Below are 26,105 nucleotides of genomic sequence, written 5' to 3' on the forward strand. Positions count from 1 at the left end.
CGCCTCGGGCTGGTTGCAGGGAAGTCTGTATTTACAGCACCACATTGCGTACAAAACGCAGGGTAATCTCACCTTCATTGCGATACGTATGTGGCTGGTTGCTGGGGAACATGAAGAATTCGCCGGGACCGACCCGATGCTGCCTGTCCGGCCCGGCAAAGCCAATGCTCAGATGCCCTTCGACGACATAGACCTGTTCGCTCCAGCCTTCAGGATCTGCCTCGGATGCGTAGACATCCCCGGGCTCGAGAGTGAACTCCCACAACTCGACCTCGCGCCGGGCGAGAGCCTTGGCCAGCAGCACGGCCTTGCTGCCCGGCCGGGTGCCTTCCCAGGCCAGTTCATTGATACGGCTGTGATCCGCCAGCTCGGGGGCCTGGATCAAGTCACTGAAAGCCACTTCCAGCGCCTCGGCCACCCGGTCCAGGGTCGCGAGGCTGACATTCTTCTCCCCCGCTTCGATAGCCACCAGCATGCGGCGGCTGACGCCGGACTTTTCCGCCAGAGCGCTCTGACTCAGCCCCGCGCCATTGCGCAGGCGGCGGACGTTGTGGCTGACATGCTGCAGCACAGGGGCACGCTGGGAATTTTCTTTGTGCACGATATTGCTCATCTGAACCCTTTGCGCATTATACTGCCCACATTTTGCGACGCATTGTGTGTTGCGTGTCCCATTGCATGCAAGGCTTTAAAGCCTGGAAAACCCTCATGACCTCCATTCGCCGGGTACCGCGCGTCAGCAAGGCTGAAGCGGTATTGATCCTTATCACTGTCCTGTGGGGCGGCACATTCCTGCTGGTCCAGCACGCGCTCACCGTCAGCGGCCCGATGTTTTTCGTGGGCCTGCGTTTCGCAGCGGCGGCCTGCATCGTAGCGTTGTTTTCGATGAAAATAATGCGTGATCTCACCTTGCTTGAACTCAAGGCCGGTCTATTCATAGGCATTTCGATCATGCTCGGCTACGGATTGCAGACCATAGGCCTGCAAACCATTCCCAGCAGCCAGTCGGCGTTCATCACTGCATTGTATGTCCCTTGCGTGCCATTGCTGCAATGGCTGGTGCTGGGGCGTCGTCCCGGCCTGATGCCCAGCCTGGGCATTGCCCTGGCCTTCAGCGGCCTGATGCTGCTGTCGGGACCGGAAGGCGCCTCGCTGCAATTCAGCCCTGGAGAGGTTGCCACCATCATCAGCGCCGTGGCGATCGCGGCCGAAATCATCATGATCGGCGCCTACGCAGGCAAGGTCGATGTACGACGGGTCACCGTCGTGCAACTGGCAACCGCCTCGATACTGGCGTTCCTGATGATCGTCCCCACCGGCGAAAGCCTGCCGGGCTTCTCCTGGCTTCTGGTCATCAGCGCCGTGGGGCTGGGCGCCATGAGCGCAATCATCCAGGTCGCCATGAACTGGGCACAGAAAAGCGTCTCCCCGACCCGTGCAACCGTTATCTACGCGGGCGAGCCGGTCTGGGCTGGCATTGCCGGAAGGCTGGCGGGTGAACGTTTGCCGGGTATCGCGCTGTTGGGCGCAGCGCTGATTGTCGCGGGTGTGATCGTCAGTGAAATGAAGACACGGGCCAAGGCCAGGGAGCAGGAAGTGGATCAGGAAGAAAGCGTGCAAAGACTGGATCAATAAGCCCAGATTCCACGCCCGGCAAGGCTCTCAGGTTTAAAACAGACACTTCTTGTAGGAAATTCCTGCAGACTCGCGTTTGGAGATGCGACGTCTGGCACGTATGATGCTTGACATTTCCCTGCAGATTAGAAGCCTATGTCTCTGATAGTTCTACTGCTTCTGCCTTTCATCGGCAGCTGTCTGGCGGCACTTTTGCCGCACAACGCGCGTAACGCTGAATCCCTGCTCGCAGGCATGATCGCTCTGATCGGTGCCGTGCAGGTGGCGTTGTGGTTCCCTCAGATCGCCGACGGCGGTGTGATTCGTGAAGAATATTACTGGCTGCCCAGCCTGGGACTGAATTTCGTCCTGCGCATGGACGGGTTTGCCTGGATGTTCTCGATGATGGTGCTGGGCATCGGCACACTGGTGTCCTTGTATGCCCGCTATTACATGTCACCGGACGATCCTGTTCCGCGCTTCTTTGCCTTCTTTCTGGCGTTCATGGGCGCCATGCTGGGGCTGGTGATCTCCGGCAATCTGATCCAGATCGTGTTTTTCTGGGAACTGACCAGCGTCTTTTCCTTCCTGCTGATCGGCTACTGGCACCACCGCAATGACGCCCGACGCGGCGCCTACATGGCGTTGATGGTCACGGGTGCCGGTGGGCTGGCGTTGCTGGTGGGCGCGCTGATGCTGGGGCATGTGGTGGGCAGTTATGACCTGGACCGCGTGCTGGCCTCAGGCGACGCGATCCGCGCCCATGCGCTGTACCCGGTGTTATTGACCCTGATCCTGATCGGCGCCTTGAGCAAGAGCGCACAGTTTCCGTTCCACTTCTGGCTACCCCATGCCATGGCCGCACCGACGCCGGTCTCGGCTTATCTGCACTCGGCAACCATGGTCAAGGCCGGCGTGTTTCTGCTTGCACGCCTGTGGCCTTCGCTGTCCGGCACCGAACAGTGGTTCTGGATCGTCAGCGGGGCCGGCGCCTGCACGCTGGTGCTCGGCGCCTACTCAGCCATTTTCCAGAATGACCTGAAAGGCTTGCTGGCTTACTCGACTATCAGCCATCTGGGCCTGATCACCTTGCTGCTGGGCCTCAACAGTCCGCTGGCAGCCGTTGCAGCCGTGTTCCACATTCTCAACCACGCCACCTTCAAAGCCTCACTGTTCATGGCGGCGGGGATCATCGACCACGAAAGCGGAACCCGGGATATCCGGCGTCTCAGCGGCCTGATAAAGCTGATCCCCTACACTGCGACACTGGCCATGGTTGCCAGCGCGTCGATGGCTGGGGTGCCGCTGCTCAACGGCTTCCTGTCCAAAGAGATGTTCTTCGCCGAAACCGTGTTCATTTCCGCCACGACCTGGGTGGAGATGGCATTGCCCATCATCGCGACCATTGCCGGGGCTTTCAGCGTCGCCTACTCCCTGCGCTTTACCGTGGATGTGTTTTTCGGCCCGGCAGCCAAAGACCTTCCTCTGCTGCCCCACGAGCCGCCACGCTGGATGCGTGCGCCGGTGGAGTTGCTGGTGATGGCCTGTCTGGTGGTCGGTATTTTCCCGGCTCAATCGGTCGCGCCACTGCTGGCCGCTGCTGCACAACCGGTGGTGGGCGACACGTTGCCCCAGTACAGCCTGGCAATCTGGCATGGCTGGAACGCGCCGATGATCATGAGCCTGATCGCCATGGCCGGTGGCATCGTGCTGTATCTGCTGCTGCGCAAGTCGTTCCGCCAGGAGCGTTTTGTCGGCCCGCCACTGGTATCGCGACTCAACGGCAAGCTGTTTTTCGAGCGTTGCCAGGTGATCATGATGCACTGGGCCCGACGCTTCGAACGTCAGGTCAGCACCCGTCGCCTGCAGCCGCAATTGTTCATGCTGGTCCTGACGGCGACACTGCTGGGCTTTATCCCGATGTACTTCAGCGGCCTGACCTGGGGTGACCGGCCGAAGATTCCGGGCTCCGGGGTATTTGTAACCCTGTGGCTGATCGCGATTGCCTGCGCCCTCGGGGCCGCATGGCAAGGCAAGTATCACCGTCTGGCTGCACTGATCATGGTCAGCGTCTGTGGCCTGATGACCTGCATCACGTTTGTCTGGTTCTCGGCACCGGATCTGGCACTGACTCAGCTGGTGGTCGAAGTGGTGACCACCGTGCTGATTCTGCTGGGCCTGCGCTGGATGCCGCGGCGTAACGAAGATGTCGCGCCATCGGTCAGCACACGCATCAACGCCCGCACCCGACGTATACGCGACCTGACACTGTCCGCACTGGTCGGTGTCGGCATGGCCTTGCTGTCCTATGCCATGCTGACCCGCCAGACCCCCAACGCCATCTCTTCGTTCTACCTGAGCCGGGCATTGCCCGAAGGTGGCGGCACCAACGTGGTCAACGTGATGCTGGTGGACTTCCGGGGCTTCGATACTTTCGGTGAAATCACGGTACTGGCTGCCGTGGCCCTGACAGTATTCGCCTTGTTGCGACGTTTCCGCCCACCCAAGGAAAGCATCGCCCTGCCTACCCAGCAACGCCTGCTGGCCCGTGACGTGGTCACTGACCTGATCAACCCGCGCAGCGCAAGCGATACGGCACTGGGTTTCATGATGGTGCCGGCTGCGCTGGTGCGCCTGCTGCTGCCCATCGCGTTCATGATTTCGATGTACCTGTTCATGCGCGGCCATAACCAGCCAGGCGGCGGGTTCGTCGCCGGTCTCGTGATGTCCGTGGCGTTCATCCTGCAATACATGGTTGCCGGAACTCAGTGGGTCGAGGCGCAGATGAGCCTGCGGCCTCTGCGCTGGATGGGCACCGGCCTGCTGTGCGCTGTCACCACCGGCCTGGTTTCCATGGCTCTGGGGTATCCGTTCATGACCACCCATACCGCGCATCTGGACCTGCCGATACTCGGTGAGGTCCATTTCGCCAGCGCCTTGTTCTTCGATGTGGGCGTGTATGCCGTGGTCGTCGGCTCGACCCTGTTGATCCTTACCGCGCTGGCCCACCAGTCGGTTCGCAGCCATCGACCGACCCAGTTGCCGAAACCGATTGTCCGCCCTGCGGCCGAATCCGCGACTACACAAGGAGCCGTCTGATGGAAGAAGTCATCGCAGTCGCCATTGGCGTTCTCGCTGCATCCGGTGTCTGGCTGATACTGCGCCCGCGTACCTTTCAGGTGGTGATGGGGCTGTGCCTGCTGTCCTATGGCGTGAACCTGTTCATTTTCAGCATGGGCAGCCTGTTCATCGGCAAGGAGCCCATCATCAAGGACGGCATTCCTCAGGATCTGCTCAATTACACCGATCCCCTGCCACAGGCGCTGGTACTGACCGCAATCGTCATCAGCTTCGCCATGACCGCGCTGTTTCTGGTCGTGCTGCTGGCTTCCCGCGGCCTGACCGGCACTGACCATGTAGATGGCAGGGAGCCCAAGGCATGAGCTGGATGAACCAACTGATCGTTGCTCCCATCCTGTTGCCACTGGTGACCGCCGGGCTGATGCTCTGGCTAGGTGAAAAACACAGGCCGCTCAAGGGCCGCATCAACCTGCTGTCGAGCATGCTCGGGCTGGCGATTTCCATCACATTGCTGCTGTGGGTCCAGAAGAGCGGCACCACGGGCACCATCGGTGTGTATCTGCCGGGTAACTGGGAAGTGCCGTTCGGTATCGTGCTGGTGGTGGACCACCTGTCTGCCCTGATGCTGGTGCTGACCGGCATCATCGCCGTGTGTGCGTTGCTGTTCGCACTGGCCCGCTGGGACCGGGCAGGCGCCAGCTTCCATGCCTTGTTCCAGATTCAGTTGATGGGCCTGTATGGCGCCTTCCTGACCGCCGACCTGTTCAACCTGTTCGTGTTCTTCGAGGTCTTGCTGGCGGCCTCCTATGGCCTGATGCTGCACGGTTCGGGTCGTGCCCGGGTGTCGGCGGGCCTGCATTACATCTCGATCAACCTGCTGGCTTCATCGCTGTTCCTGATTGGCGCCGCATTGATCTACGGCGTAACGGGCACTCTCAACCTGGCAGATCTGGCGATCAAGATCCCTCAGGTGCCGGAATCCGACCTCGGCCTGCTGCATGCGGGCGCAGCGATTCTGGCCACCGCATTTCTGGCCAAGGCCGGTATGTGGCCACTGAACTTCTGGCTGGTGCCGGCTTACTCGGCAGCCAGTGCCCCGGTTGCGGCCATGTTCGCCATCATGACCAAGGTCGGCATCTACACCCTGCTGCGCCTGTGGACGCTGCTGTTCTCCGAACAGGCCGGGCCTTCGGCCTTCTTCGGCGGGGACTGGCTGATCTATGGCGGCATGGCAACCATCGTCACCGCAGCCGTCGCGATCATCGCCGCCCAGCGCCTGGAGCGTCTGGCCAGCCTGAGCATTCTGGTATCGGCGGGCATCCTGCTGGCGGCTATCGGTTTCGCTCAGCCGAGCCTGACCTCGGGCGCGCTGTTCTATCTGGTCAGCTCGACCCTGGCGCTGAGCGCGATGTTCCTGCTGGGCGAACTGATCGAGCGCTCACGCTCCTCCAACGAGATTCCTCTCGAAGATGATGCAGACCAGTTGCCACGCAATATGGAATCCCTGCACCCGCCGCCGGGCACCAACCTGGATGACGAGCAGAAAGCCGTGGTCGGTCAGGTCATTCCCATGACCATGGCCTTTCTGGGTTTGAGCTTCGTGGCCTGCGCCCTGCTGATCATCGGCATGCCACCACTCTCGGGCTTCATCGGCAAGTTGACCCTGCTCAGCGCCCTGCTCAACCCGTTGGGGCTGGACGTGGCAAAGGACGAGGCCATTTCCACTCAAGGCTGGATGTTGATCGGCCTGCTGATCTTCTCGGGCCTGGCCTCGCTGATTGCCTTTTCCCGCCTCGGCATCCAGCGTTTCTGGACTCCGCTGGAAAGCCCTTCGCCGCTGTTGCGCCGCAATGAGTGCCTGCCCATCATTATTCTGCTGGGTCTGTGCATTGCCCTGACGATCAAGGCAGAACCGCTGTTGCGCTACACACAGGATACCGCTGCCGCCTTGCATACGCCCACGCAGTACGTGCAATCGGTCATGGCCACACGCCCCGTGCCAGGGCCGACCAGCCCCAAAGACGTCTCGCAGGTGCAGCCATGATGAAGTTCTTCTTCCCCGCCCCATGGTTTTCCCTGGCGCTCTGGGTGTTGTGGCTGGTGCTGAACCTTTCCATCAGCCCCGGCACCCTGTTGCTGGGTGCGATATTCGGCTTCCTGGCTCCGATGCTCATGGCACCTCTGCGACCGACTCCGGTACGCATTCGCAAACCCGGCACGATCCTGAAGTTTTTCCTGCGGGTGGGCTACGACACAGTCATCTCGAACCTGCAGATATTCATGTCGGTCTGGAACCTGAAACGTCGCCCGCCACGCTCGGCATTCGTCAAGGTGCCATTGGACCTGCGCGATCCCAGCGGCCTTGCCGCACTGGCGATGGTCACGACCGTGGTACCCGGCACCGTCTGGTCGGAACTGGCGCTGGACCGCAGCATTCTGCTGATGCATGTGTTCGATCTGGAAGATGAAGCGCAATTCATCGAGCACTTCAAGACAGCTTATGAGCGCCCCTTGATGGAGATTTTCGAATGACTGCACTGCTCGACAATGCCATTCTGCTCAGCCTGCTCATCTTTGCCCTGGCGATGGTGATTACCCTGATTCGTCTGTTCAGGGGGCCGTCGGCACAGGATCGCGTACTGGCTCTGGATTACCTGTACGTCATTGCCATGCTGATGATGCTGGTGCTGGGCATACGCTATGCCAGCGACACCTATTTCGAGGCAGCCCTGCTGATCGCCCTGTTCGGTTTCGTCGGCTCCTTTGCCCTGGCCAAATTCCTGTTGCGCGGAGAGGTGATCGAATGAATTCGCTACAGACCCTTCCCTTCTGGGTGCAGGTCATTACCTCGTTACTGCTGGTTACCAGCAGTGTGTTCGCCTTGACCGGCGCCTTGGGCCTGTTGCGCCTGAAGACCTTTTTTCAGCGCATGCACCCACCGGCCCTGGCCTCCACGCTGGGAGCCTGGCTCGTTGCACTGGCCTCGATCATTTATTTCTCGGCACTGAAATCAGGACCGGTGATTCACGCCTGGCTGATTCCAGTCCTGCTGTCGATCACCGTGCCGGTCACCACGCTGCTGCTGGCCCGTACCGGGCTGTTCCGCAAGCGCATGGCCGGAGATAACGATGTTCCGCCGGAAGTCAGTGGCGATCGTCCCGCACGAGATTCAGTGGAAAACTGAAACGTCATTGATCACTTCGCGGGCAGCCCTGCTCGCGAAGACTTGCAGTCAGGCTTGAATCACTCGCTGGCCTTGAAGGTCAGCTCACCCTTGCGCCATTTGGCAGCCTTGCCGATGGCCGCTTTCAGAGGCTTGCTCAAACCGCCCTGCAATTGTTCATTGGCCGCAAAGACCATGAACACGCCATGACCTTCTCTGAAAACGATGCCGTGGCCTTCAGGAATATCAACATAGGCGTAATCACCCAGGCCATAGACGGTGAACTTGATATCGCGGAACTTCAATTCAAACTTTCCGCCTTCACGGCTGGGCAGGACCGAAGCGCGAAAATGATCCCCTACCTTGAGTTCAAGGCGCGGTTTGTCATCGACTACCAGTGCTGTTTCGGTGTCGATTTCGGACATGTAGATGCCGTCGGGCGATTGCTCGGTGACGTAGACAAAACGTGACTGGAACTGCTTGACCAACTGCGCACGTAGATCACCGAGCACAAACAGAGAATGGGTATCCAGGTTACTTACAGCCAATGTACAAATCCTCGAACATGAAAATAAAGCTGCCTGACAAAGCCAGGACAGTCAAAAAATAAGCATCCTTACAGGCCACCGGAGCGGCTGAAATACCTGCTGACACGCACTGAAACTGCGAGCGATGATTCCATGGTCGCCACCCTGCCGGGCAGGCTGGAGGCGGATTCTACCGACAGACAACGCCAGCGGCATATATACCTTTTGTACAGAGAGATATCAGGGACAGGGAAAGCGGCACGGTTCGGCACGCGAGACAGACATTAGCACCTGTCGCCGGATCAATAAAAGGTTCGTCGAACTCTTGTCCGCCGTCGGCACTCCCATAAGGGACAAAGGCCAACCCTGTAGCCAAGGAGATGACATGGAACTGCCAACCCACTCTCTGCCCAACCTGTTCGCCCAACTGGGCCTGGACTCGGATGAGGATAGCATCCAGAACTTCATTGCCAACCATTCACTGCCTGATGATGTGAAACTGATCGACGCCGAGTTCTGGACACCCCAACAGGCTCGTTTCCTGAAGGAAGAACTTCGCGAAGATGCCGACTGGGCTCCTGTGGTCGACGAACTCAATGTGTTGCTGCACAAGAGCCCATAGCGCCCGGAACTCAATGCCGGTATCCAGGCTGACTTGTGTTTGGATACCGGACACGGCCCCCAGGCTGCGGCGCATGCACGAATACCGCATCACTGAAACTGCCGACCCGGCCGATGATCGCATTCCAGTGCGCCGAGTGATGAATGTAGCGCCAGCGCAGCAGGCATTCTTCCTGCTCGTTCAGGGTATAGGCACCGCCGCGGGCATAAGTGATCAACTTGCGGCAGATGCTTTCCAGCTCAGGAACGAGCCGTAACTCAGCAGTGTCGGGAACCGGCCCGAACGGCACGCCTTCATCACAGGCCAGTGCATGCATGACCCGCAGATAGACCCGCGACAGATGCCCGAACACCTGACGACGCAAACAGGCTGCCGCCATCACCGTCTTCAGACCCAGGGCTGTCGCGTGCGCACGACCAAAGACTTCGCAACACTCCACCCGTAACGAGGCCTCGCGATCCCGGGGATCAATCCACTGCCCGGCATCCAGCGCCTGCAAGTCTTCCTGAGCCTGCAACCAGGCTGTACTCGACTCGCAGGCCGTATCACGGGAAGTCATGCTCAGTCGGGGCCGGGTCAAGAACAGCTTTTCTTCCATCTGCGGATGGTAACCCCCTCCAATGTCGGCATGGGCTCCGGGCAACACAATCTCCCGACCCCAGTCAGGGGTGATGCTGTTGAGCGCAAAATTGCGCCGCGACTCGTCCCGCGCCACCAGATGCAGCACCTGCTGGGCACATCCGGGGGGCAGATAGAGGTTGACTCTGTTGTTGGCCGAATCGCGGACATTGTAGAGATCCTTGAAACTGCCAATGGCAGCAACCGTATCGAACAACCCGATGACCTTCAGCCTGACGCTGCCCTTGCCCCAGCTGAAATCCGGCCCCAGCGGGACCTTGCGGCTTGCCAGAGCGGGTTCGAGCGCACCTTGAGCCTGCTTGAGGACTTCATTGACGAAATGCCGGGCCGAGGCTGCCCCACGACTGAAACCGAATACATCCAGCTCAAGGGCCTCGATGACGCACCCGGGATTATCCAGGGCAAACGCCTTGAGGCGAGAGCCGAGCTTCTTGATGGCATGCTCGGCCTTGGCCACCACGCCCGTGGTGCCGCGACCAAAACTCTGCCCCGGCCAGAGGGAATCCCCGCCCCCGGAAGTTGTACCGGCGCCACTGATATAAACAGGCCAATAAACTTTCAAGCCTTCCCCATCATTCCGGGCTACATATTGATGGCGATAAAGTGCAACCAGCCGGGCAATATTACTCAGATCATTGCTGTAACTGCTATTGGGATCTGAGTGCCGTCCCGCACACTCGATTATATGTTTCCGGTCGTTGATTTCCATCATGGCGCGGCAATCGGCGCCTATCTGGCTATTGGAGCGATTATTGCCCGTCCCATCGAAGAAAAGGCCTGCACGCACCGTAACACGGAGCATGACGGTATCCGATACCGCAGCCCCCCGATTAACTTTCCATGTATTTTTCATTGTCTGTCCGTCCGTAGAAAACAGTCATCTCGTATGACTGCCTTTTAACCAATTCAATACAATTGATTAAACAGCTTGCCCAGCAATAGACAACAGTCAAGTAACGGAGAAATTTACAGAGCAATCCTACAAACCGAGACAATATTATTCAGACTAAACAACACATAAATATCACAATAGTTTAGAAAAGTATTATCCAGCAAAACTCACAGGGCATTTACAGCCTCCTGAATAGATACATCGGGGAAATGGGTAAACTCCAGACACAACAAAACCGGGAGGCTAAAATAGCCTCCCGGTCAGGTGACACCTCACTCCAGCCTGTGGATCAGGCCTGGCGCTGGTGCTTGTCGATCTGCTCGTGGCGCTCTTGCGCTTCGATGCAATATTTGGTCGTCGGGCTGATCAGCAGGCGCTTGAGGCCAATAGGCTCTCCGCTGTCGTCGCACCAGCCAAAGGTGTCATCGGCAATACGCGACAGAGCCATTTCCAGCTGTGGCAGCATGCGCTGATCGCGGTCGATGACATTCACCAGCCAATGACGCTCTTCTTCTACCGAAGCAGCATCGGCAGGATCGGCCGGGGTGTCCAGGCTCTCGATAGCAATGCGGCTTTGCTCGATACGCTCGTGGATTTCAACCTTCATGGCCTGCAACAGCTCGACGAAGAAAGCATGCTGTTCAGCATTCATGTAGTCATCGGCCGGCATGGCCAGCAACTTTTCCTTTGTCATTGATTTCTCTATAAAAAAACGTGCATTGAGGAGCGGCTCAACGTTGCCGTAAAAGCGCCATGATCTCCAAGCGCCACCAGGCACTCAATTTACGAGGGGCGGCAGTCTAAGGCCGGCTTGGCCCGTCGGCAATACAATTGAAGGGATTTTGTACCCCGACTGCATCGACGCCCCTGAAAATCAGGCCTTGATACCTGTGTGAAGAGCCTCTGACTCTGCTTCGAGAGATCAGTTCCGATAAAGGAAAAAGCACAAAAGGGCCTCTTGAAGGCCCTTTTGTGCTCAATCCGCTATCAACGCTTGGCTTTGCGCTTGTTGCGATACTGATCGATTACCACTGCAACCACAATGATCAGGCCCTTGATGATGTCCTGAACATAAGCATCCACACCAACAAAGGTGAAGCCGCTGGCCATGACGCCCAGGATCAACGCGCCGATCACAGTGCCGGTAATGCGCCCGACGCCACCGGCCAGGCTGGTGCCGCCGATCACGGCGGCGGCAATGGCATCCAGTTCATAGGACATGCCCATCCCCGCCTGCCCTGTCGCCGCCCGTGCCGAAGCCACGACCCCGGCCAGACCCGCCAGCAGACCCGCAATGCTGTAGACAATGACCAGATGACGTTTGACGTTGATACCCGAAGTACGAGCCGCCTGCATGTTGCCGCCAATGGCGTAGGTGTACTTGCCGTACTTGGTGTAGCGCAAGGCGATGTGAAAGATCACCGCGACAACCAGAAAGATGATGACCGGCATCGCCCCCTGACCAATCGCCGTGTAGGAATCGGAAAGCATGCTCACCGGCTGGCCTTCGGTATAGAAACGCGCCAGTCCGCGAGCCGACACCATCATGCCCAGCGTCGCAATGAAAGGTGGAATCCCGGTGATTGCGATGATACTGCCGTTGATTGCCCCGGCCAGCAGCCCGACTCCAAGCCCCACGACCACCGGTATCCAGACCGGCAAGTCGGTGAGCGATGGAAAGACCGCCCTGGAAAAATCCGACGTCTGCGCCAGACTGGCGGCAATCATCGCCGACAGAGCCAGCACCGAGCCCGACGACAGATCGATACCGGTGGTAATGATGACCTGAGTGACACCGATAGCCAGCAGGCCGATGATCGAGACTTGCAGGATCATCAACACCAGTCGCTGGGAGTTGAGCAGGAAGCTCTGGTCGCGCACGATCCAGCCCAACAATTCGAAGACGAGCCCGATACCGATCAGCACCAGAAAAATACTCAGTTCGGTAGGCAGCCGCCGTTTGCTCTTGTTCGGCGCCAGGGCCGGTTTGTTCTGCAAAATTGCGTTGCTCATTTCCATTTCCCTCTTGTTCTTCTGCCGCCCGTCCGGACGGGCAACTCAGTGAACCAAATGGCCGGAAGCCAGGTGCATGACCTTTTCCTGGGTGGCCTCACTGCGATCGAGGATGCCCATCATTTCGCCTTCGTGCATGACCATGATCCGGTCACTCATGCCCAGCACTTCGGGCAACTCGGAGGAAATCATGATCACGGCCATACCCTCACCGGCCAGCAAGGAAATCAGGCGATAGATTTCTGCCTTGGCCCCCACATCGATGCCGCGGGTCGGCTCATCGAGAATCAGGATTCTGGGGTTGGTCATCAGCCAGCGGGCCAGCAATGCCTTCTGCTGGTTGCCGCCAGAAAGCGTATCGATGCACTGCTCAAGGGACGGCGTCTTGACACGCAACTTCTTGCACATGTCTTCGCACAGCGCCCGCAGGGCTTTCTGCTGGACAAAACCATTGCCGGCATAGTTGGCCAGAACGGCCATTTCCATGTTCTCCATGACCGACAGGCAGGGGAAAAGCCCCGTCAGCTTGCGATCTTCGGTCAGTAGCGCGAAGCCCTTTTCGATGGCCTGATGCGGATCGGCAATATGCACCGGCACGCCATCGAGTTGTATTTCACCGCCCTGACTGGGCGTGACACCGAACAGGGTTTCGGCCACATTGGTCCTGCCGGACCCCATCAGCCCCGCAATGCCAAGAATCTCGCCGGCATGCAGGTCGAAGGACACGCCCTGGAATACCCCGTCCAGACTCAGGTCACGCACCGACAGCAGCAGGTCGCCGATGGGTTTTTCCCGCTCGGGAAAGAGCTGGGTCAGTTCGCGCCCGACCATCATCGAGATCAGGCTGTCGCCGTCCATGCTTTCCGCACGCTGCAGACCGATGTAGGCACCGTCGCGAAACACCGCCACTTCATCGGCGATCTCGAACACTTCACTCATCTTGTGGGTGATATAGATGATGCCTTTGCCCTGGGCACGCAGGTCGCCAATGATGGAAAACAGGTGGGCGACTTCCGTTTCGGTAATGGCAGATGTCGGCTCGTCCATGATGAGAACGTCGGAGTCATAGGACACTGCCTTGGCAATCTCCACCATCTGGCGCTCGGCAATGCTCAGGTTGCCTACCAGCTCCTGCGGATCGAGCCTTATGCGCAAGCGCTCCAGCAGCTCGGACGTGCAGCGGTACATTTCCCGATGATCGACCATGTGCAGGCTGTTGAGTTGTTCGCGGCCGATCCAGATGTTCTCTGCAATGCTCATGAACGGCATCAGGTTCAACTCCTGATGGATCATGGCAATACCCGCCTGCAAGGCAGAGAGAGGCGTATCGAAGCGCACGGGATTGCCCCGCAGGCGTATCTCGCCGGTATCGGGTTGATAAATTCCGGCGATGATTTTCATCAGGGTCGACTTGCCTGCGCCATTCTCGCCCATCAGGGCCAGTACAGTGCCGGGCCGGACCCGCAGCTGTACATCATTGAGGGCTATGACGCCCGGAAAGCCCTTGCTGATATTGCTGATTTCCAGCAGATAGGGAGATGAAACGTCAGTGGCAGCAGGGTCATCGACACGAGCAGCGGACGGCGTCTCGTGCTGGGCATGGCGGGTGGCAGTAGCGGAACCGAACATGATCGAAACTCCTCAGGCAGCAAGCTGTGGGAGGGCAGGCTTGCGCCCTCCCCTGGCCTCTTCACTGTTTCTTTTTAGTGAATTCGTCGACGTTTTCAGGCGTGATCAGGCGATACGGAATCAGGATGGCCTGCGGCTCGACCTTTTCCTTTTTGGCCAGCTTCACAGCGGCATCGATTGCGCCTGTAGCCTGACCGTGAGCATCCTGAAAGACCGATACCGCCAGGTCGCCACGCTTCACGGCATTGAGACCGTCAGGCGTGCCATCCACTCCGGCAACCAGCACGCTGCCGGGCTTGGTGCCAGCCTGCTTGAGTGCCATGGAAGCGCCAATCGCCATCTCGTCGTTGTTGGCCAGCACCGCATTGAAGGCTCTGCCCTGGGTGATCCAGTCGTTGGTCAGGTCCATGCCTTTCTGGCGTAACCAGATACCGGTCTGTTCCTGATCAATCTTGATGTCGGGATATTTGCCCAGCACCTCTTTGATGCCTTTGGTGCGGTTCTGCGTCGAGTTGTTGGCCAGATCCCCCAGCAGGATCATGACGCTGCCCTTGCCACCCAGTTTTTCGGCGATGTATTGCATCTGCATGCGACCAGCCTCCATGTCATCGGAGGTGACGGTGGCAACGCCTTCGGGCAGCTTGGGATCGTCGGGACGACGATTGACGTACACCAGCGGGATTTTGGCTGCCGTGGCGAATTTGGTGATACGGGCGGTCGCTGCGGTATCCACGGGGTTCACGATCAGTGCGTCGACTTTCTTGCCGATGAGCTCCTGTACCTGATCGATCTGCTTGTTCACATCCGCACGGGCATCGACGAACTGCAGGTCGACACCATCGGGCAGTGTCTTGGCATGGTCTTTCATGTCTTCGCGCAGATAGGTCAGCCAGGTGTCATCGAACTGCGACATGGCCACGCCGATCCTGATGTCGGCCAGTGCAGTGCCGCTGCCCAGAAGCAGGGCCAGAGCCAGGGAGGTGAAACGAATCTTGGTCTTCATGAAGGTCTGTCTCCAAATTCTTGTTGTTGTTCAGACTTGGTAACGACGTAGCGAAGAGCGGTTTATTTCGGCAGACGAACACCCGTAGCACCGGGTATGCAGAACAGTTGCGCGTCCTTGTGCTGCACGCACATGCCGCGTGCGACGAGCGTAAGGAATCGCTCCATGACAGAGATCCAGAATGACGAGGGGGCAGAACGCATGGCCTGTTGGCCGCGGGTAGGGGTTTTCATCGACGGTACCTATCTTTGTCTTGTTTTTGTTTGCTTGTTCCCTGCGACCTTCAGACAAGTCTGACAGCGCAGGTGATTCGATAGTCGGCAACCTGAAAACGACTTTATTGGAAAATATTTTCCAATTCAACTCATTTTAGAATTTTTTATTTCACTCTCCCGGAATGTCGATAGCAGCAAGCCCCGACTCTCTCCAGAGAACCGGGGCTTGCGTGTAACTCTGAAAAAACGCGCTGTTTACAAGGCGATCACTCGCCCCTCCTGCGCACTCAGCCGTGCAGCGTCCAGCACCACGGCAGTCGCGACTGCATCGTTTGCATCCACAGGATTCTGCCCGCCAGCGTCGATGGAATCCTGCAACTGTTTATAGAACTCCAGCCAGCATCCCTGCTCCGAGGGAACCCGCTCCCGGTGGTCGCCGTGCTCGAACCAGCCCCAGCGCCTGTGCTCTTCGACACCCCAGCGCTCGCCTTCAGACCTGGGCGTCAGCCCCGCAAGAGCGGCCTCTTCCTGACCGTCCAGACCTTCGACGCTGTAGCAACCCTGGGTTCCACTGACCCTGAAACGCGGTCTTGGCGTGTTTTGCAGGCAACTGCCGGCCAGATGCGAAACGACACCATTGGCGTGGGTCAGGGAAATGAAAAAGGCGTGGTCCGGCGCATCGGGCGCGGAAAACTGCAGTTCGGCATAGACCCGGCTGACCGGGCCGAACAGCACCAGCGCCTGATCCACCAGATGACTGCCAAGATCACGCAACAGACCACCACCGCTGGTCTTGCCCACCGACCTGGGGGAATAGCGTTCGATACTGGATTCAAAACGACTGATGGAGCCAAGCACATCGTTGTCGATCAGTTTGCGCAAGGTCAGGAAGTCCGAATCCCAACGCCGGTTCTGATAAACGCTCAGTTGCACGCCCCGCCGCTTCGCCGCGTCTACAAACTCACGGGCCTGGGCGGCGTTATCGGAAAAAGGCTTGTCACTGACCACGTTCACGCCCAGCTCGATGGCTTCGAGTATCAGAGCGCGACGGGAAGCCAGCGGCGTGGAGATCACCACCGCATCGACACCGGCTGCGACCAGATCGGCCAGGGTATCGAAGGTCGCGACATCGGGATGATCGTTGGCCACTTCCTGCCGCCGCTCGGGTGAGCGGGTCACGACCCCCACAAATGTTGCATCGGGCAAACTTGAAAGCAGCGTTGCATGAAAGTAACGCCCGCCCTTTCCGTAGCCCACCAATCCTATTCGCATGAAGTCCTCCTGTTGTTGCTATCGCTGACCACTCTTTTTCAGCCGTAGAACCCGGGACGACTGGCCAGGCTGACCGGCACGATCGCACCACTGCGCTGCGCTTCGACGCAGGCGTCGGCCGTCACGGCAGCGGCATAGCCATCCCAGGCTGAAGGACCACCGACTTTACCGGCATTCACGCCATCGATGAAAGCCTGCAATTCGACATCATAGGCCGCGATAAAACGGTCCTTCCAGTCCATCAGGATTGCATTCGACAGCTTGGCCTCGCTGCGCAACTGGACTTGCGACGGCTCGGGCAGCCTGGCGATACCGGTCTCGCCTACCACTTCGCACTGGATGTCATAACCGTACTGGCAATTGACGAAGACCTCGACGTCGATGCGGGTTCCCTTGGCGGTTTCCAGCAGTACGATCTGCGGATCCTTGAGGTGCGCCAGCGCCCTGGAGGACTTGCGCGGGAAGACCACTTGCACCGAAATATAGTCATCGTCGAGCAGCCAGCGCAGCACATCGATCTCGTGGATCAGGGTGTCGGTGATTGCCATGTCGGTCTTGTAGTTCTCGCCCACGGTCGGGTTGCGATGAGCGCAGTGCAGCATCAATGGCTCGCCGATCCTGCCACTGTCGATCACCGACTTAAGGGCACGATAGCCTTCGTCATAAGGACGCATGAACCCGACCTGCACCAAACGTTTGCCGAACGCGATTTCCGCCTCGACGATACGACGGCAACCTTCGGCAGTGACCGCCAGAGGCTTCTCGCAGAACACCGGCTTGCCTGCGGCAATCGCTGCCAGCACGAACTCTTCATGGGTCGGCCCCCATGAAGTCACCAGCACGGCCTCCACATCCGGTGCGGCAATCAGGGCGTGACCATCGGCATAGACTTCAGCCGTGATATCCAGCTCACGAACCACAGTGGCTGCCTGTTCGAGATTGATGTCGGTGACGGCCACCACCTGACTGCCAAGCAAAGTCTTGCTGCAACGCCGGATATGATCACGACCGATTGCGCCAGTACCGATTACGCCTAATTTCAAAGCCATTGCAGTGCTCCTGTTGAATTCATTCCGAATGAATAACCGCAATCAATATTGACGGGCCTTGGCCAGTTCCTTGTTGAGCTTTTCGTACACCTGAGCCGTGGTGCCGGTGGTGGATACCTCGGCGACACCCACCCGCCACCAGGACAGGTAGTTGTGGATCATGGTCTTGGGCAGGACCTTGATATCAATGAGCGTCGAAACGGTCTGCCGTTGCGCATCTGCCAGCGCCTCGCGCAGTTGCTCAAGGGTGTTGACCTTGTAGGTCTTGCAGCCATAGGCCGCTGCGCTCATGGCGAAGTCCACCGGCACGAAGTCGCCATCGAGCAGATCGGTTTCCGGGTTACGGAAACGGAACTCGGTGCCGAAGCTGTTCATGCCGTTGCCCATCTGCAGGTTGTTGATGCAACCGAAGGTCATGTTGTCCAGCAGCACGATATTGATCTTGCGTCGCTCCTGAACCGAGGTCGCCAGTTCCGAGTGGAGCATCATGTAGGAGCCGTCACCCACCAGCGCGAAGACTTCCCGCTGCGGCGCGGCCAGCTTGACGCCCAGTGCGGCATTGACCTCGTAGCCCATGCAGGAATAGCCATACTCGACGTGATAGGTATCGACGCCGGTACTGCGCCAGGCACGCTGCAGGTCGCCCGGCAGGCTGCCAGCAGCGGCGACGATGACAGCGTCTTTTGGCAGGCTCTGGTTGAGCACACCCAGCACAGCGCTCTGGGTCAGGCAGGAACCGGTCACCTCGATGAATTCGCGCAACACGGCCGGATCCATGTGGTCATTGATTTCCGGGGTGAAATCAATGGCCTGGTATTCGGCGGCATAGATGCGATCGACTTCTGCATCCAGCTCCTGCTTCGCACGTCCGGGAGCGTCTCCCCAGGCTGCTCGATAGTCGCTGGCCTGCAAACCCTGAAGCAGCTCCTGCAAGGCTTCCCGGGCATCGGCCAGAACCTGTACACCATCGAGCTTCTGAACGTCGAAAGCGCCGACGTTAAGGTTGAGAAACTGCACATCCGGATTCTGGAACAGCCATTTCGAGGCGGTGGTGAAATCGCTGTAACGCGTGCCGATGCCAATGATCAGGTCTGCTTCTTTGGCCAGTTGGTTGGCCGCCAGCGTGCCCGTCTCACCAATGCCACCCATGTTCAGGGGATGGGCCGAGACAATGGCGCTCTTGCCGGCCTGGGTTTCCGCGAAAGGAATCTCGAAGCGTTCCGCAAAATCCTGCAAGGCCTGGGCGGCACCGGAATAACGGACCCCACCACCACAAATCAGCAGCGGCTTGCGTTTGCTCTTGAGCAACGCCAGCGCGTCATCGAGCATCGCACGGCTTGGCGGGCGACGGTCGATGCGATGCACACGCTTTTGCAGGAAGCTGTCGGGGTAATCGTAGGCTTCGGCCTGTACATCCTGAGGCAGGGCCAGGGTCACGGCACCGGTTTCAGCCGGATCGGTCAGCACCCGCATGGCACTGAGGGCAGCGCTCATCAACTGCTCGGGACGGTTGATGCGGTCCCAGTATTTGCTGACAGCCTTGAAGGCATCGTTGGTGCTGATGCTCAGGTCATGGAACTGCTCGATCTGCTGCAGCACCGGGTCGGGCTGGCGACTGGCGTAGACATCGCCGGGCAGCAACAGTAAGGGAATACGATTGGCCGAAGCGGTCGCCGCAGCGGTCAGCATATTGGCAGCGCCCGGCCCCACCGAAGAGCTGCAGGCGTAGATCTTGCGCCGCAGATGCTGTTTGGCAAAACCGATAGCGGCGTGACACATGCCCTGTTCGTTACGGCCCTGATGAACCACGAGATCGCCACTGTCCTGCTCCAGCGCCTGACCAATCCCCAGCACGTTGCCATGGCCGAAGATGGTGAAAACCCCGGCGACGAACTTGCTCTGCACGCCATCGACTTCGACATACTGGTTATCCAGAAACTTCACCAGCGCCTGGGCCATGGTCAATCGGGTTGTACTCATGCTTGCACCTTGTTCTTGTGGGTTGTCTCTTCGCGAATGAATTCGCTCCTACCGATATCTGTGCGGATTTAGCCGCGAAGGCAGCATTGGGACAAATGACTCATGCTCTGTTCGATGGCCTGGGGAATGTTGTCCAGGGCATGCACGCTTTCGGCAAACGGCTCGAAGGACAGATGCCCGTTGTAGCCACTGGCCAATAACCGTTCGATCTGACTGGCATTTCCCAGAATGTCCGCTTCGCCCACCAGAACCCGATGCCCGTCGCGAATACTGTTGAGGGGCGCCTGGGTATCTTCGACACCGGAGATGTGTACCAGCCCGGTGAGTTCGGGGAACAGCTCAACCTCACCCGCCAGGTGGTGATGGAAGGTGTCATGCACTAACCGATACACATCCAGCCCGCCCACGCCTCTGATCGCATCCACCGCCTGACGCTTGAAGCGCAACGCGCACTCTTCAAAACCCAGTGGCTCGACGAAACCGAGAATCCCGTGTTCGCGCAGAATCGGAGCCAGCTCGGTCAAGGCCGTGCGCAGGCCTGTGGCACGCTGCGCGGCATTACGCGTATCGCCACGTTCGTTGAGCGGGCACATCACCAGCGCTTCGGCACCGCAATCGCGGGCATATTGCGCCAGCTTCGTAGCCTGGGCCCGACGCTCGTCATTCCACACATCGAACGGGTACAAAGCATTGATCGACAGCACACGAACCCCCTTGGCAGCACAGAGCTCGCGGACGGTCTGTGGCGACGTACCGTCCTCGATCTCGATACCTTTGAGGTCGTTGCGAATTTCGATGGCGTCGGCTCCAAGCTTCACTGCCAGATCGACAAAGTCCGGCAGGGACAGGCGTGGGGCGACCATACGATTGAGGGCAAAGCGCAGGGGCTGACTCATTGTTATTGTTCTCCACAGTCCATTGTCTGAAGGTTACTTGGCGGTTGGCATGCTGAATTCAGGACCTTTGGCGATGCTGTCCGGCCAGCGTTGCATGACACTCTTGTAGCGGCTGTAGAAGCGCAGGCCCTCTTCGCCGTAGGCATGGTGATCGCCGAACAGCGAACGCTTCCAGCCACCGAAGGAATGCCAGGCCATGGGCACCGGAATCGGCACGTTGATGCCCACCATGCCGACCTTGATCGAGCGGGCAAAGGCGCGGGCCACGCCGCCATCGCTGGTAAAACACGACACGCCGTTGCCGAACTCATGGGCATTGATCAGCGCTACAGCGCTGGCGAAATCCGGCACATGGACGATGCCCAGCACCGGGCCGAAGATTTCCTCCTTGTAGATCTGCATCTCGGGCGTGACGTTATCGAACAGCGTCGCCCCGACGAAGAAGCCCTGCTCGGCACCCGGCACTGTGAAGTTGCGACCGTCCACAATCAGCTTCGCGCCTTCTTTGACGCCCTGATCGATATAGCCCTCGACCTTGGCTTTATGTACCGCAGTGACCAGCGGCCCCATGTCCGAGTCGGCCTGCATGCCATCACCCACCTTGAGCTGATCGATGCGTGGCAGCAGTTTTTCGATCAGTTGCTGGCCGACATCGCCGACCACCACCGCAATGGAAATCGCCATGCAGCGTTCGCCAGCCGAACCATAGGCTGCGCCGATCAAGGCATCGGCGGCCTGATCCAGGTCGGCATCGGGCATCACGATCATATGGTTCTTGGCGCCACCCAATGCCTGCACACGCTTGCCGTGGGCAGTGCCTTGCTGGTGGATGTATTCGGCAATCGGAGTCGAGCCCACAAAGGAAATCGCTTCGATGCCCGGATGTTGCAGCAGACCGTCCACGGCCGCCTTGTCGCCCTGCACGACGCTGAACACGCCGTCCGGCAAACCGGCCTCCTTCAGCAGACGCGCCATCAGCAGGCTCGCCGAAGGGTCACGTTCCGAAGGCTTGAGGATGAAGCAGTTGCCGGTGACCAGTGCCAGGGGAATCATCCACAGCGGCACCATCACCGGGAAGTTGAACGGCGTAACCCCGGCACAGACGCCCAGCGGCTGACGCAGGTTCCAGTTGTCGATGCCACCGCCGATGTTATCGCTGAAATCGCTTTTCAGCAGGCTCGGCGCACCACAGGCAAACTCGACGATTTCAATGCCGCGCACCACCTCGCCACGGGCATCGGACAGGACCTTGCCGTGCTCGCGACAAATGATCTGCGCCAGCTCTTCGTGATGTCTGTCCAGCAGCTCCTTGAACTTGAACATGACCCGCGCACGACGCAGGGACGACTGATCCGCCCAGGCTGGAAACGCTGCCTGGGCCGAGGCGACGGCTTCGTCGATGGTCTTGAGGCTGGCCAGGGCAACCCGCGCCTGAACCTTGCCGCTGACCGGATTGAACACATCGCTGTAACGCTCGCCATCACCGTTATTCAACTGGCCGTTGATGTAATGGCCGATAACCGGGGACTCGCTCATCTGACTGACTCCAAATCGAAAGAGGTTAAAGATCCAGCAACCAACTGTGCTGCGGGTCGTTATTGAACTGCCAGGCACGCTTGGGGCCTGCCATCACGTTCAGGTAATAAGACTCGTAGCCGTAAGGCACGCTGACCGGGTGATAGCCTTTGGGTACGGTCACCAGATCGTTGTTTTCCACGGCCATGGCCTGATCGATGCTGCGATCGTCGGTGTAGACCCGCTGGAAGACGAAACCCTGTGGCGGGTTGACCTGGTGGTAATAGGTTTCTTCGAGATAGCTCTCGTGGGGCAGGTTATCCATGTCGTGCTTGTGAGGCGGATAGCTGGAGGAATGCCCGGATGGCGTACGCACTTCCACCACCAGCAGCGAATGGGCCTGCTCCGTATCCGGCAGGATGTCGCAGACATAACGGGTATTGGCGTTTTTGCCGCGCACGCTGCGCTTCATGCTGTCCGGCGTGATAAGGCGCGCCGGGGCATGCTTGGAACTGTCGCCGGGCGCCTTGCAGACCGCCAGTTGCGCAGGCCCCAGTGCCGTGAAATGTGCCTGGCTGTGGGGCGGCAGGTACACGGCAAACGGCGACTTCTCTTCAAAGACCGAGTGCCGGTCGCCGATGTTTTCCCAGCTGAACGCGCCCTGCCCCAATGCTTCGCCGCTCACACTGGCATGGCCGGTGAGCAGCACCACGCACAATTCGTTGTCTTCGGCATTGAGGGACAAACGCTCACCGGTTTCCAGGCGATACGCGGCGAAGCCGACATATTCCAGCGCGCCATCCTGCAACTCGACGATGTCGCGCCCCTGTGCCTTGCTTTTAGTCAACAGATTCATTGTTCAGTCCTCCGTTATCGAGCATCCACCAACAGTTGGCGCAGCGTGTCATAGCCTTTTTTGGCGTAGACATAGCTGGGCGCGACGGCAGGGTCCTGTTCGGCTTCGACGACCAGCCAGCCCTGATAACCAGCCTGCAGCAGCACCTTGAGCAGCGCCGAGAAATCGATATCGCCATCGCCGGGCACGGTAAAGGTGCCGTTGACGATGCAGTCCGGGAAACTCCATAGATTGTTGCGCGCCAGTTGCACGACCGGCTTGCGCACATCCTTGAAATGCACATGACAGACGCGGTCGATATGCTTGCCCAGCACCTGCAAGGGTTCGCCACCGCCCATGTAACAATGGCCCGAATCGAACAGCAGGCCCACTTCGGGACCGGTCAGCGCCATCAGGCGATCAATGTCCTGAGGCGACTCGACGTAGGCGCCCATGTGGTGGTGATAGGCAAGACGCACGCCCCGGGAAAGGGTGAAACGCGCCAGCTCGGTGAGCTTGTCGGCATATTCACGCCAGGCGACATCGGTGTGGAAACGGGGCCGTTCGACCAGAGGAATGCGTTGCCCCTGAATGGAATCGGCGACTTCGCCATACACCAGCACCGAAGCACCGTTCTGCGCCAGCAGTTCTACATGGGAGGCAATGGCTTCGATTTCCTCGGCCACCGAACGCCGTGCCAGTCGGCTGGAATACCAGCCCGACACCAGCGCCAGCCCATAAGGACGCAGCACATCACCGACACCTTTGGCGTCCTTGGGAAATTTGCCGTTGAGTTCAAAACCTTCGTAGCCGATTTCCTTGCCCTCGCTCAGGGCAGTGCTCAACGGCGTTTCGCCGCCCAGCGCCGGCAAGTCGTCGTTGCTCCAGGAAATCGGATTGATGCCGATGCGGATGTTGGATGCGGAAACAGGCATGGCTGCACCTTTTCTTGTTGTTATCACTGCGTCAATGAGGATGGGGTCAGGCGCGGGCTTCGCGCCAGGACTCGATCAACCAGATAAACGTACTCTGCACCTGACTGATCAGGGTAGCGTCGTCGATTTCCCCGGCCATCCAGGCGCGACTCGGCTCCCTGAAAATCGTCCGGCCAACGGCAAATCCCTTGCAGGTCGTGCTGTGACGCGCCTGGGCAAACCCGACGGCCAACTGTTCGACTGGTGCATTGAGCCCCAGCAGTACCACGCCACGGCAATACGGGTCACGCTCCTGAATCAAGGCATCCAGTTGCTGCCAGACCTCGGTGCTCTGCGCTTCGATCTTCCACCACGCAGGATAGATGCCCAGGTTGTACAAACGCTTGAGGGCACGGTACATGACGTCGGGATGAGTCGACGGGTGGTCCTTGGGCGGGATGATTTCCAGCAGCAACTCATGGCAACTGACTTGCGAGGCCTCGTACAAGCCTTTGATCTGTGCCTCCTGCTCAAGACGCAGAAGCGGCTCGTCGTCAGGGTGGTACTGCACCAGACACTTGATGATCTGTTCCTGAGGCCAGCTCAACAGATTGCTGCCAATGGAGCGGCCATGCTCGAACGCCAACGGCCTTGAGCCCTGCACTTCCACTGGTCGGGCAACCCACCAGTCGCGACCGGTGGCAGCGTTGAGTGAGTCCTGACCGAATCGCTGATCGGCAAGCAGACCGACATCAGCCTCGATACCGCGCTTGTGCAGATCAGCTTCGACACGCTCGACAGCCGTTATAAAGAGCTGCTTGAGATGACTGATGCTGCCAAGGTCGCGTCCGGCCTGCTGGGCCAGCTCCACCAGTTGCCCGCGATGATCGAAGGCAAAGATGAACAACTGCTTCCACTGTTTGCGAGGCACGCTGACCTGATGCAGGCGTTGCAGGACAACATCGCGATCCGGCCGGGTGATCGGCACCGGGCTGTTGAACAGATAATCCAGTTCCGCCGGAGTCGGCATGGCGGGTGCGCAGGCATGGCGCGACACCACCAGACCGCCGCAGGCATTGGCCAACTGGCAGCAGCGCTCGTCACTGGCATCCTTGAGCCAGCCGCTGAGGAAGCCAGACATGAAAGCGTCACCGGCCCCCAGCACATTGAGCACTTCGACCCGCACGCCCGGATAAATGGCACCGTCTTCGAGGCGGGCCGGAATCGCACCGTGAATCACGGTGCAGCCCTGCGGCCCGAGCTTGACCACCAGAGTCGCAGCCGTCAGCCCACGCACCACCCGCAAGGCAGCGAGCAAGTCCTCGGTCCCGCCCGCGATCAGAAACTCTTCTTCGGTGCCGACGATCAGGTCAAAACGCGGCAGAATGCGCTGCACATGCTGGCTGACATGCTGATCGGCGACAAACCGGGTTTCGCCATCGGCCTTGCCGGCCACGCCCCACAGGACTGGCCGGTAATCGATATCCAGAACCCGTCTGACGTTGTGCTTTTCGGCGTAATCCAGTGCCTGACTGCTGGCCTTGAAAACCTGCTCGGTGGAGAAATGCGTGCCGGTAATCAGCAGGGCCTTGCTTGAAGCAATCTGGGCTTCGTCGATGTCTTCGGCGCGCAAGGCCATATCGGCGCAGTTTTCGCGGTAGAACACCAACGGAAATGTTTCACGATCTTTCAACCCAAGCAGCACCATGGCCGTCAGACGCTCGGGATCACGCTTGATTGCGCTGACATCACAGCCTTCACGCGCAAGTGATTCAACCAGGAAACGCCCCATGTGATCGTCGCCAACACGGGTGAGCATGGCCGATTTGAGGCCCAGTCGAGCCGTGCCGAAGGCGATGTTCGCCGACGAACCGCCCAGGTATTTGGCAAAGCTTGAGACATCTTCCAGCCGCGCTCCAACCTGCTGCGCGTAGAGGTCGACGCCAAGGCGTCCGAGGCAGATCAGATCCAACTGACGCCCACTGACAAAGCGAGTCTGGCCCATGGTGGCTCCTGTTATTTTTATCAGCCTGCATGTCACGCCATTGATGCGCAAAATGCTTTTGGTAGGACAGAGCCTAAAACGTCCCGCAGGATCAATCAATAATTATTCTATAATTTTTTCAAGTAGAATATTTTTTCCAATGACGATGCGAGGAGTGCTGTCACACTTGGCTGACAGGTGAGATATAGTTCATGGCTATGTACGAAAGCGGCCAGATCAATGCGCGATCAACGACACTCGA

The 26,105-nt window shown here is 59.0% G+C and carries 24 protein-coding genes; 8 read left to right on the plus strand and 16 right to left on the minus strand.

All coding sequences use genetic code 11. From position 1 onward, the window contains the following. Nucleotides 1-31: 31 nt before the first annotated feature. Nucleotides 32-601: a helix-turn-helix domain-containing protein gene (locus tag K5D32_RS18380; protein ID WP_221578407.1), complete on the minus strand. Its 570-nt coding sequence runs from the start codon at nucleotides 599-601 to the stop codon at nucleotides 32-34. Nucleotides 602-708: 107 nt separating this feature from the next. On the opposite strand from K5D32_RS18380, the gene K5D32_RS18385 reads away from it, so the two are divergent. The 7 genes from K5D32_RS18385 to K5D32_RS18415 all read left to right on the plus strand — a co-directional run bounded on the left by K5D32_RS18385 (nucleotide 709) and on the right by K5D32_RS18415 (nucleotide 7,879). Next, the gene (locus K5D32_RS18385) at nucleotides 709-1,635 is read left to right on the plus strand and encodes a DMT family transporter (protein WP_221601357.1); all 927 of its coding nucleotides are present in this window, start codon (nucleotides 709-711) and stop codon (nucleotides 1,633-1,635) included. A 135-nt stretch (nucleotides 1,636-1,770) separates the two neighbouring features. Beyond that, nucleotides 1,771-4,713, plus strand: coding sequence for a monovalent cation/H+ antiporter subunit A (locus K5D32_RS18390; RefSeq protein WP_221594330.1), 2,943 nt, complete (start codon nucleotides 1,771-1,773; stop codon nucleotides 4,711-4,713). After that, complete coding sequence (locus K5D32_RS18395) at nucleotides 4,713-5,057, plus strand: Na+/H+ antiporter subunit C (RefSeq protein ID WP_007251310.1); 345 nt, start codon at nucleotides 4,713-4,715, stop codon at nucleotides 5,055-5,057. Before K5D32_RS18390 ends, K5D32_RS18395 begins: the two co-directional genes overlap by 1 nt. Next, nucleotides 5,054-6,739, plus strand: coding sequence for a monovalent cation/H+ antiporter subunit D (locus K5D32_RS18400; RefSeq protein WP_198728304.1), 1,686 nt, complete (start codon nucleotides 5,054-5,056; stop codon nucleotides 6,737-6,739). The genes K5D32_RS18395 and K5D32_RS18400 overlap by 4 nt, the downstream gene beginning before the upstream one ends. Next, complete coding sequence (locus K5D32_RS18405) at nucleotides 6,739-7,227, plus strand: Na+/H+ antiporter subunit E (protein WP_221541091.1); 489 nt, start codon at nucleotides 6,739-6,741, stop codon at nucleotides 7,225-7,227. Before K5D32_RS18400 ends, K5D32_RS18405 begins: the two co-directional genes overlap by 1 nt. Continuing rightward, nucleotides 7,224-7,502: a K+/H+ antiporter subunit F gene (locus K5D32_RS18410; protein WP_025259419.1), complete on the plus strand. Its 279-nt coding sequence runs from the start codon at nucleotides 7,224-7,226 to the stop codon at nucleotides 7,500-7,502. The genes K5D32_RS18405 and K5D32_RS18410 overlap by 4 nt, the downstream gene beginning before the upstream one ends. Continuing rightward, nucleotides 7,499-7,879, plus strand: a complete 381-nt coding sequence (locus tag K5D32_RS18415; protein WP_201006689.1) for a Na+/H+ antiporter subunit G — start codon at nucleotides 7,499-7,501, stop codon at nucleotides 7,877-7,879. Before K5D32_RS18410 ends, K5D32_RS18415 begins: the two co-directional genes overlap by 4 nt. Before the next feature lie 59 nt (nucleotides 7,880-7,938). Here the strand turns inward: K5D32_RS18415 and K5D32_RS18420 are convergent, their stop codons facing one another. Beyond that, on the minus strand, nucleotides 7,939-8,406 hold the full coding sequence (locus K5D32_RS18420) for a hypothetical protein (RefSeq protein ID WP_025259417.1): 468 nt from the start codon (nucleotides 8,404-8,406) through the stop codon (nucleotides 7,939-7,941). Nucleotides 8,407-8,770: 364 nt separating this feature from the next. On the opposite strand from K5D32_RS18420, the gene K5D32_RS18425 reads away from it, so the two are divergent. Next, a complete protein-coding gene (locus K5D32_RS18425) occupies nucleotides 8,771-9,007 on the plus strand; it encodes a DUF2789 domain-containing protein (protein ID WP_025259416.1) in 237 nt (78 codons plus the stop codon). A gap of 10 nt (nucleotides 9,008-9,017) precedes the next feature. Here K5D32_RS18425 and K5D32_RS18430 read toward each other — a convergent pair whose 3' ends face one another. From K5D32_RS18430 to iolC, 14 genes are all read right to left on the minus strand, one after another. Beyond that, a complete protein-coding gene (locus tag K5D32_RS18430; RefSeq protein WP_221601359.1) occupies nucleotides 9,018-10,499 on the minus strand; it encodes a phospholipase effector Tle1 domain-containing protein in 1,482 nt (493 codons plus the stop codon). 328 nt (nucleotides 10,500-10,827) lie between these two features. Next, the gene (locus K5D32_RS18435; protein ID WP_025259414.1) at nucleotides 10,828-11,232 is read right to left on the minus strand and encodes a TraR/DksA C4-type zinc finger protein; all 405 of its coding nucleotides are present in this window, start codon (nucleotides 11,230-11,232) and stop codon (nucleotides 10,828-10,830) included. Between the two features lie 293 nt (nucleotides 11,233-11,525). Continuing rightward, nucleotides 11,526-12,551 (minus strand): ABC transporter permease, encoded by a 1,026-nt coding sequence (locus K5D32_RS18440; protein WP_025259413.1) that lies wholly within the window; start codon nucleotides 12,549-12,551, stop codon nucleotides 11,526-11,528. A 45-nt stretch (nucleotides 12,552-12,596) separates the two neighbouring features. Beyond that, entirely contained in the window at nucleotides 12,597-14,180 is a 1,584-nt protein-coding gene (locus K5D32_RS18445) for a sugar ABC transporter ATP-binding protein (RefSeq protein ID WP_221594328.1), read from the minus strand. Between the two features lie 61 nt (nucleotides 14,181-14,241). Beyond that, nucleotides 14,242-15,183: a sugar ABC transporter substrate-binding protein gene (locus K5D32_RS18450; protein WP_198728309.1), complete on the minus strand. Its 942-nt coding sequence runs from the start codon at nucleotides 15,181-15,183 to the stop codon at nucleotides 14,242-14,244. Between the two features lie 62 nt (nucleotides 15,184-15,245). Then, entirely contained in the window at nucleotides 15,246-15,416 is a 171-nt protein-coding gene (locus K5D32_RS18455; RefSeq protein WP_155951531.1) for a hypothetical protein, read from the minus strand. Between the two features lie 237 nt (nucleotides 15,417-15,653). Beyond that, complete coding sequence (locus K5D32_RS18460) at nucleotides 15,654-16,670, minus strand: Gfo/Idh/MocA family protein (RefSeq protein ID WP_221578416.1); 1,017 nt, start codon at nucleotides 16,668-16,670, stop codon at nucleotides 15,654-15,656. 38 nt (nucleotides 16,671-16,708) lie between these two features. Further along, nucleotides 16,709-17,719, minus strand: coding sequence for a Gfo/Idh/MocA family protein (locus tag K5D32_RS18465; protein WP_221578417.1), 1,011 nt, complete (start codon nucleotides 17,717-17,719; stop codon nucleotides 16,709-16,711). Nucleotides 17,720-17,761: 42 nt separating this feature from the next. Then, on the minus strand, nucleotides 17,762-19,699 hold the full coding sequence (iolD, locus tag K5D32_RS18470) for a 3D-(3,5/4)-trihydroxycyclohexane-1,2-dione acylhydrolase (decyclizing) (protein WP_221601361.1): 1,938 nt from the start codon (nucleotides 19,697-19,699) through the stop codon (nucleotides 17,762-17,764). Nucleotides 19,700-19,767: 68 nt separating this feature from the next. Further along, nucleotides 19,768-20,595, minus strand: a complete 828-nt coding sequence (locus K5D32_RS18475; RefSeq protein WP_221594327.1) for a TIM barrel protein — start codon at nucleotides 20,593-20,595, stop codon at nucleotides 19,768-19,770. 33 nt (nucleotides 20,596-20,628) lie between these two features. Then, nucleotides 20,629-22,131 carry a CoA-acylating methylmalonate-semialdehyde dehydrogenase gene (locus K5D32_RS18480; protein ID WP_221531006.1) on the minus strand — a complete coding sequence of 501 codons (1,503 nt, stop codon included), beginning with the start codon at nucleotides 22,129-22,131 and terminating at the stop codon, nucleotides 20,629-20,631. Between the two features lie 25 nt (nucleotides 22,132-22,156). Further along, nucleotides 22,157-22,966, minus strand: a complete 810-nt coding sequence (gene iolB / locus K5D32_RS18485; protein WP_221578420.1) for a 5-deoxy-glucuronate isomerase — start codon at nucleotides 22,964-22,966, stop codon at nucleotides 22,157-22,159. A 14-nt stretch (nucleotides 22,967-22,980) separates the two neighbouring features. Further along, nucleotides 22,981-23,880, minus strand: coding sequence for a myo-inosose-2 dehydratase (iolE, locus tag K5D32_RS18490; protein ID WP_095068469.1), 900 nt, complete (start codon nucleotides 23,878-23,880; stop codon nucleotides 22,981-22,983). Between the two features lie 46 nt (nucleotides 23,881-23,926). Then, complete coding sequence (iolC, locus tag K5D32_RS18495) at nucleotides 23,927-25,864, minus strand: bifunctional 5-dehydro-2-deoxygluconokinase/5-dehydro-2-deoxyphosphogluconate aldolase (RefSeq protein ID WP_221601363.1); 1,938 nt, start codon at nucleotides 25,862-25,864, stop codon at nucleotides 23,927-23,929. Between the last annotated feature and the right edge of the window lie 241 nt (nucleotides 25,865-26,105).

It is taken from the genome of Pseudomonas cichorii (assembly GCF_019719005.1).
GTDB classification, from domain to species: domain Bacteria; phylum Pseudomonadota; class Gammaproteobacteria; order Pseudomonadales; family Pseudomonadaceae; genus Aquipseudomonas; species Aquipseudomonas cichorii_E.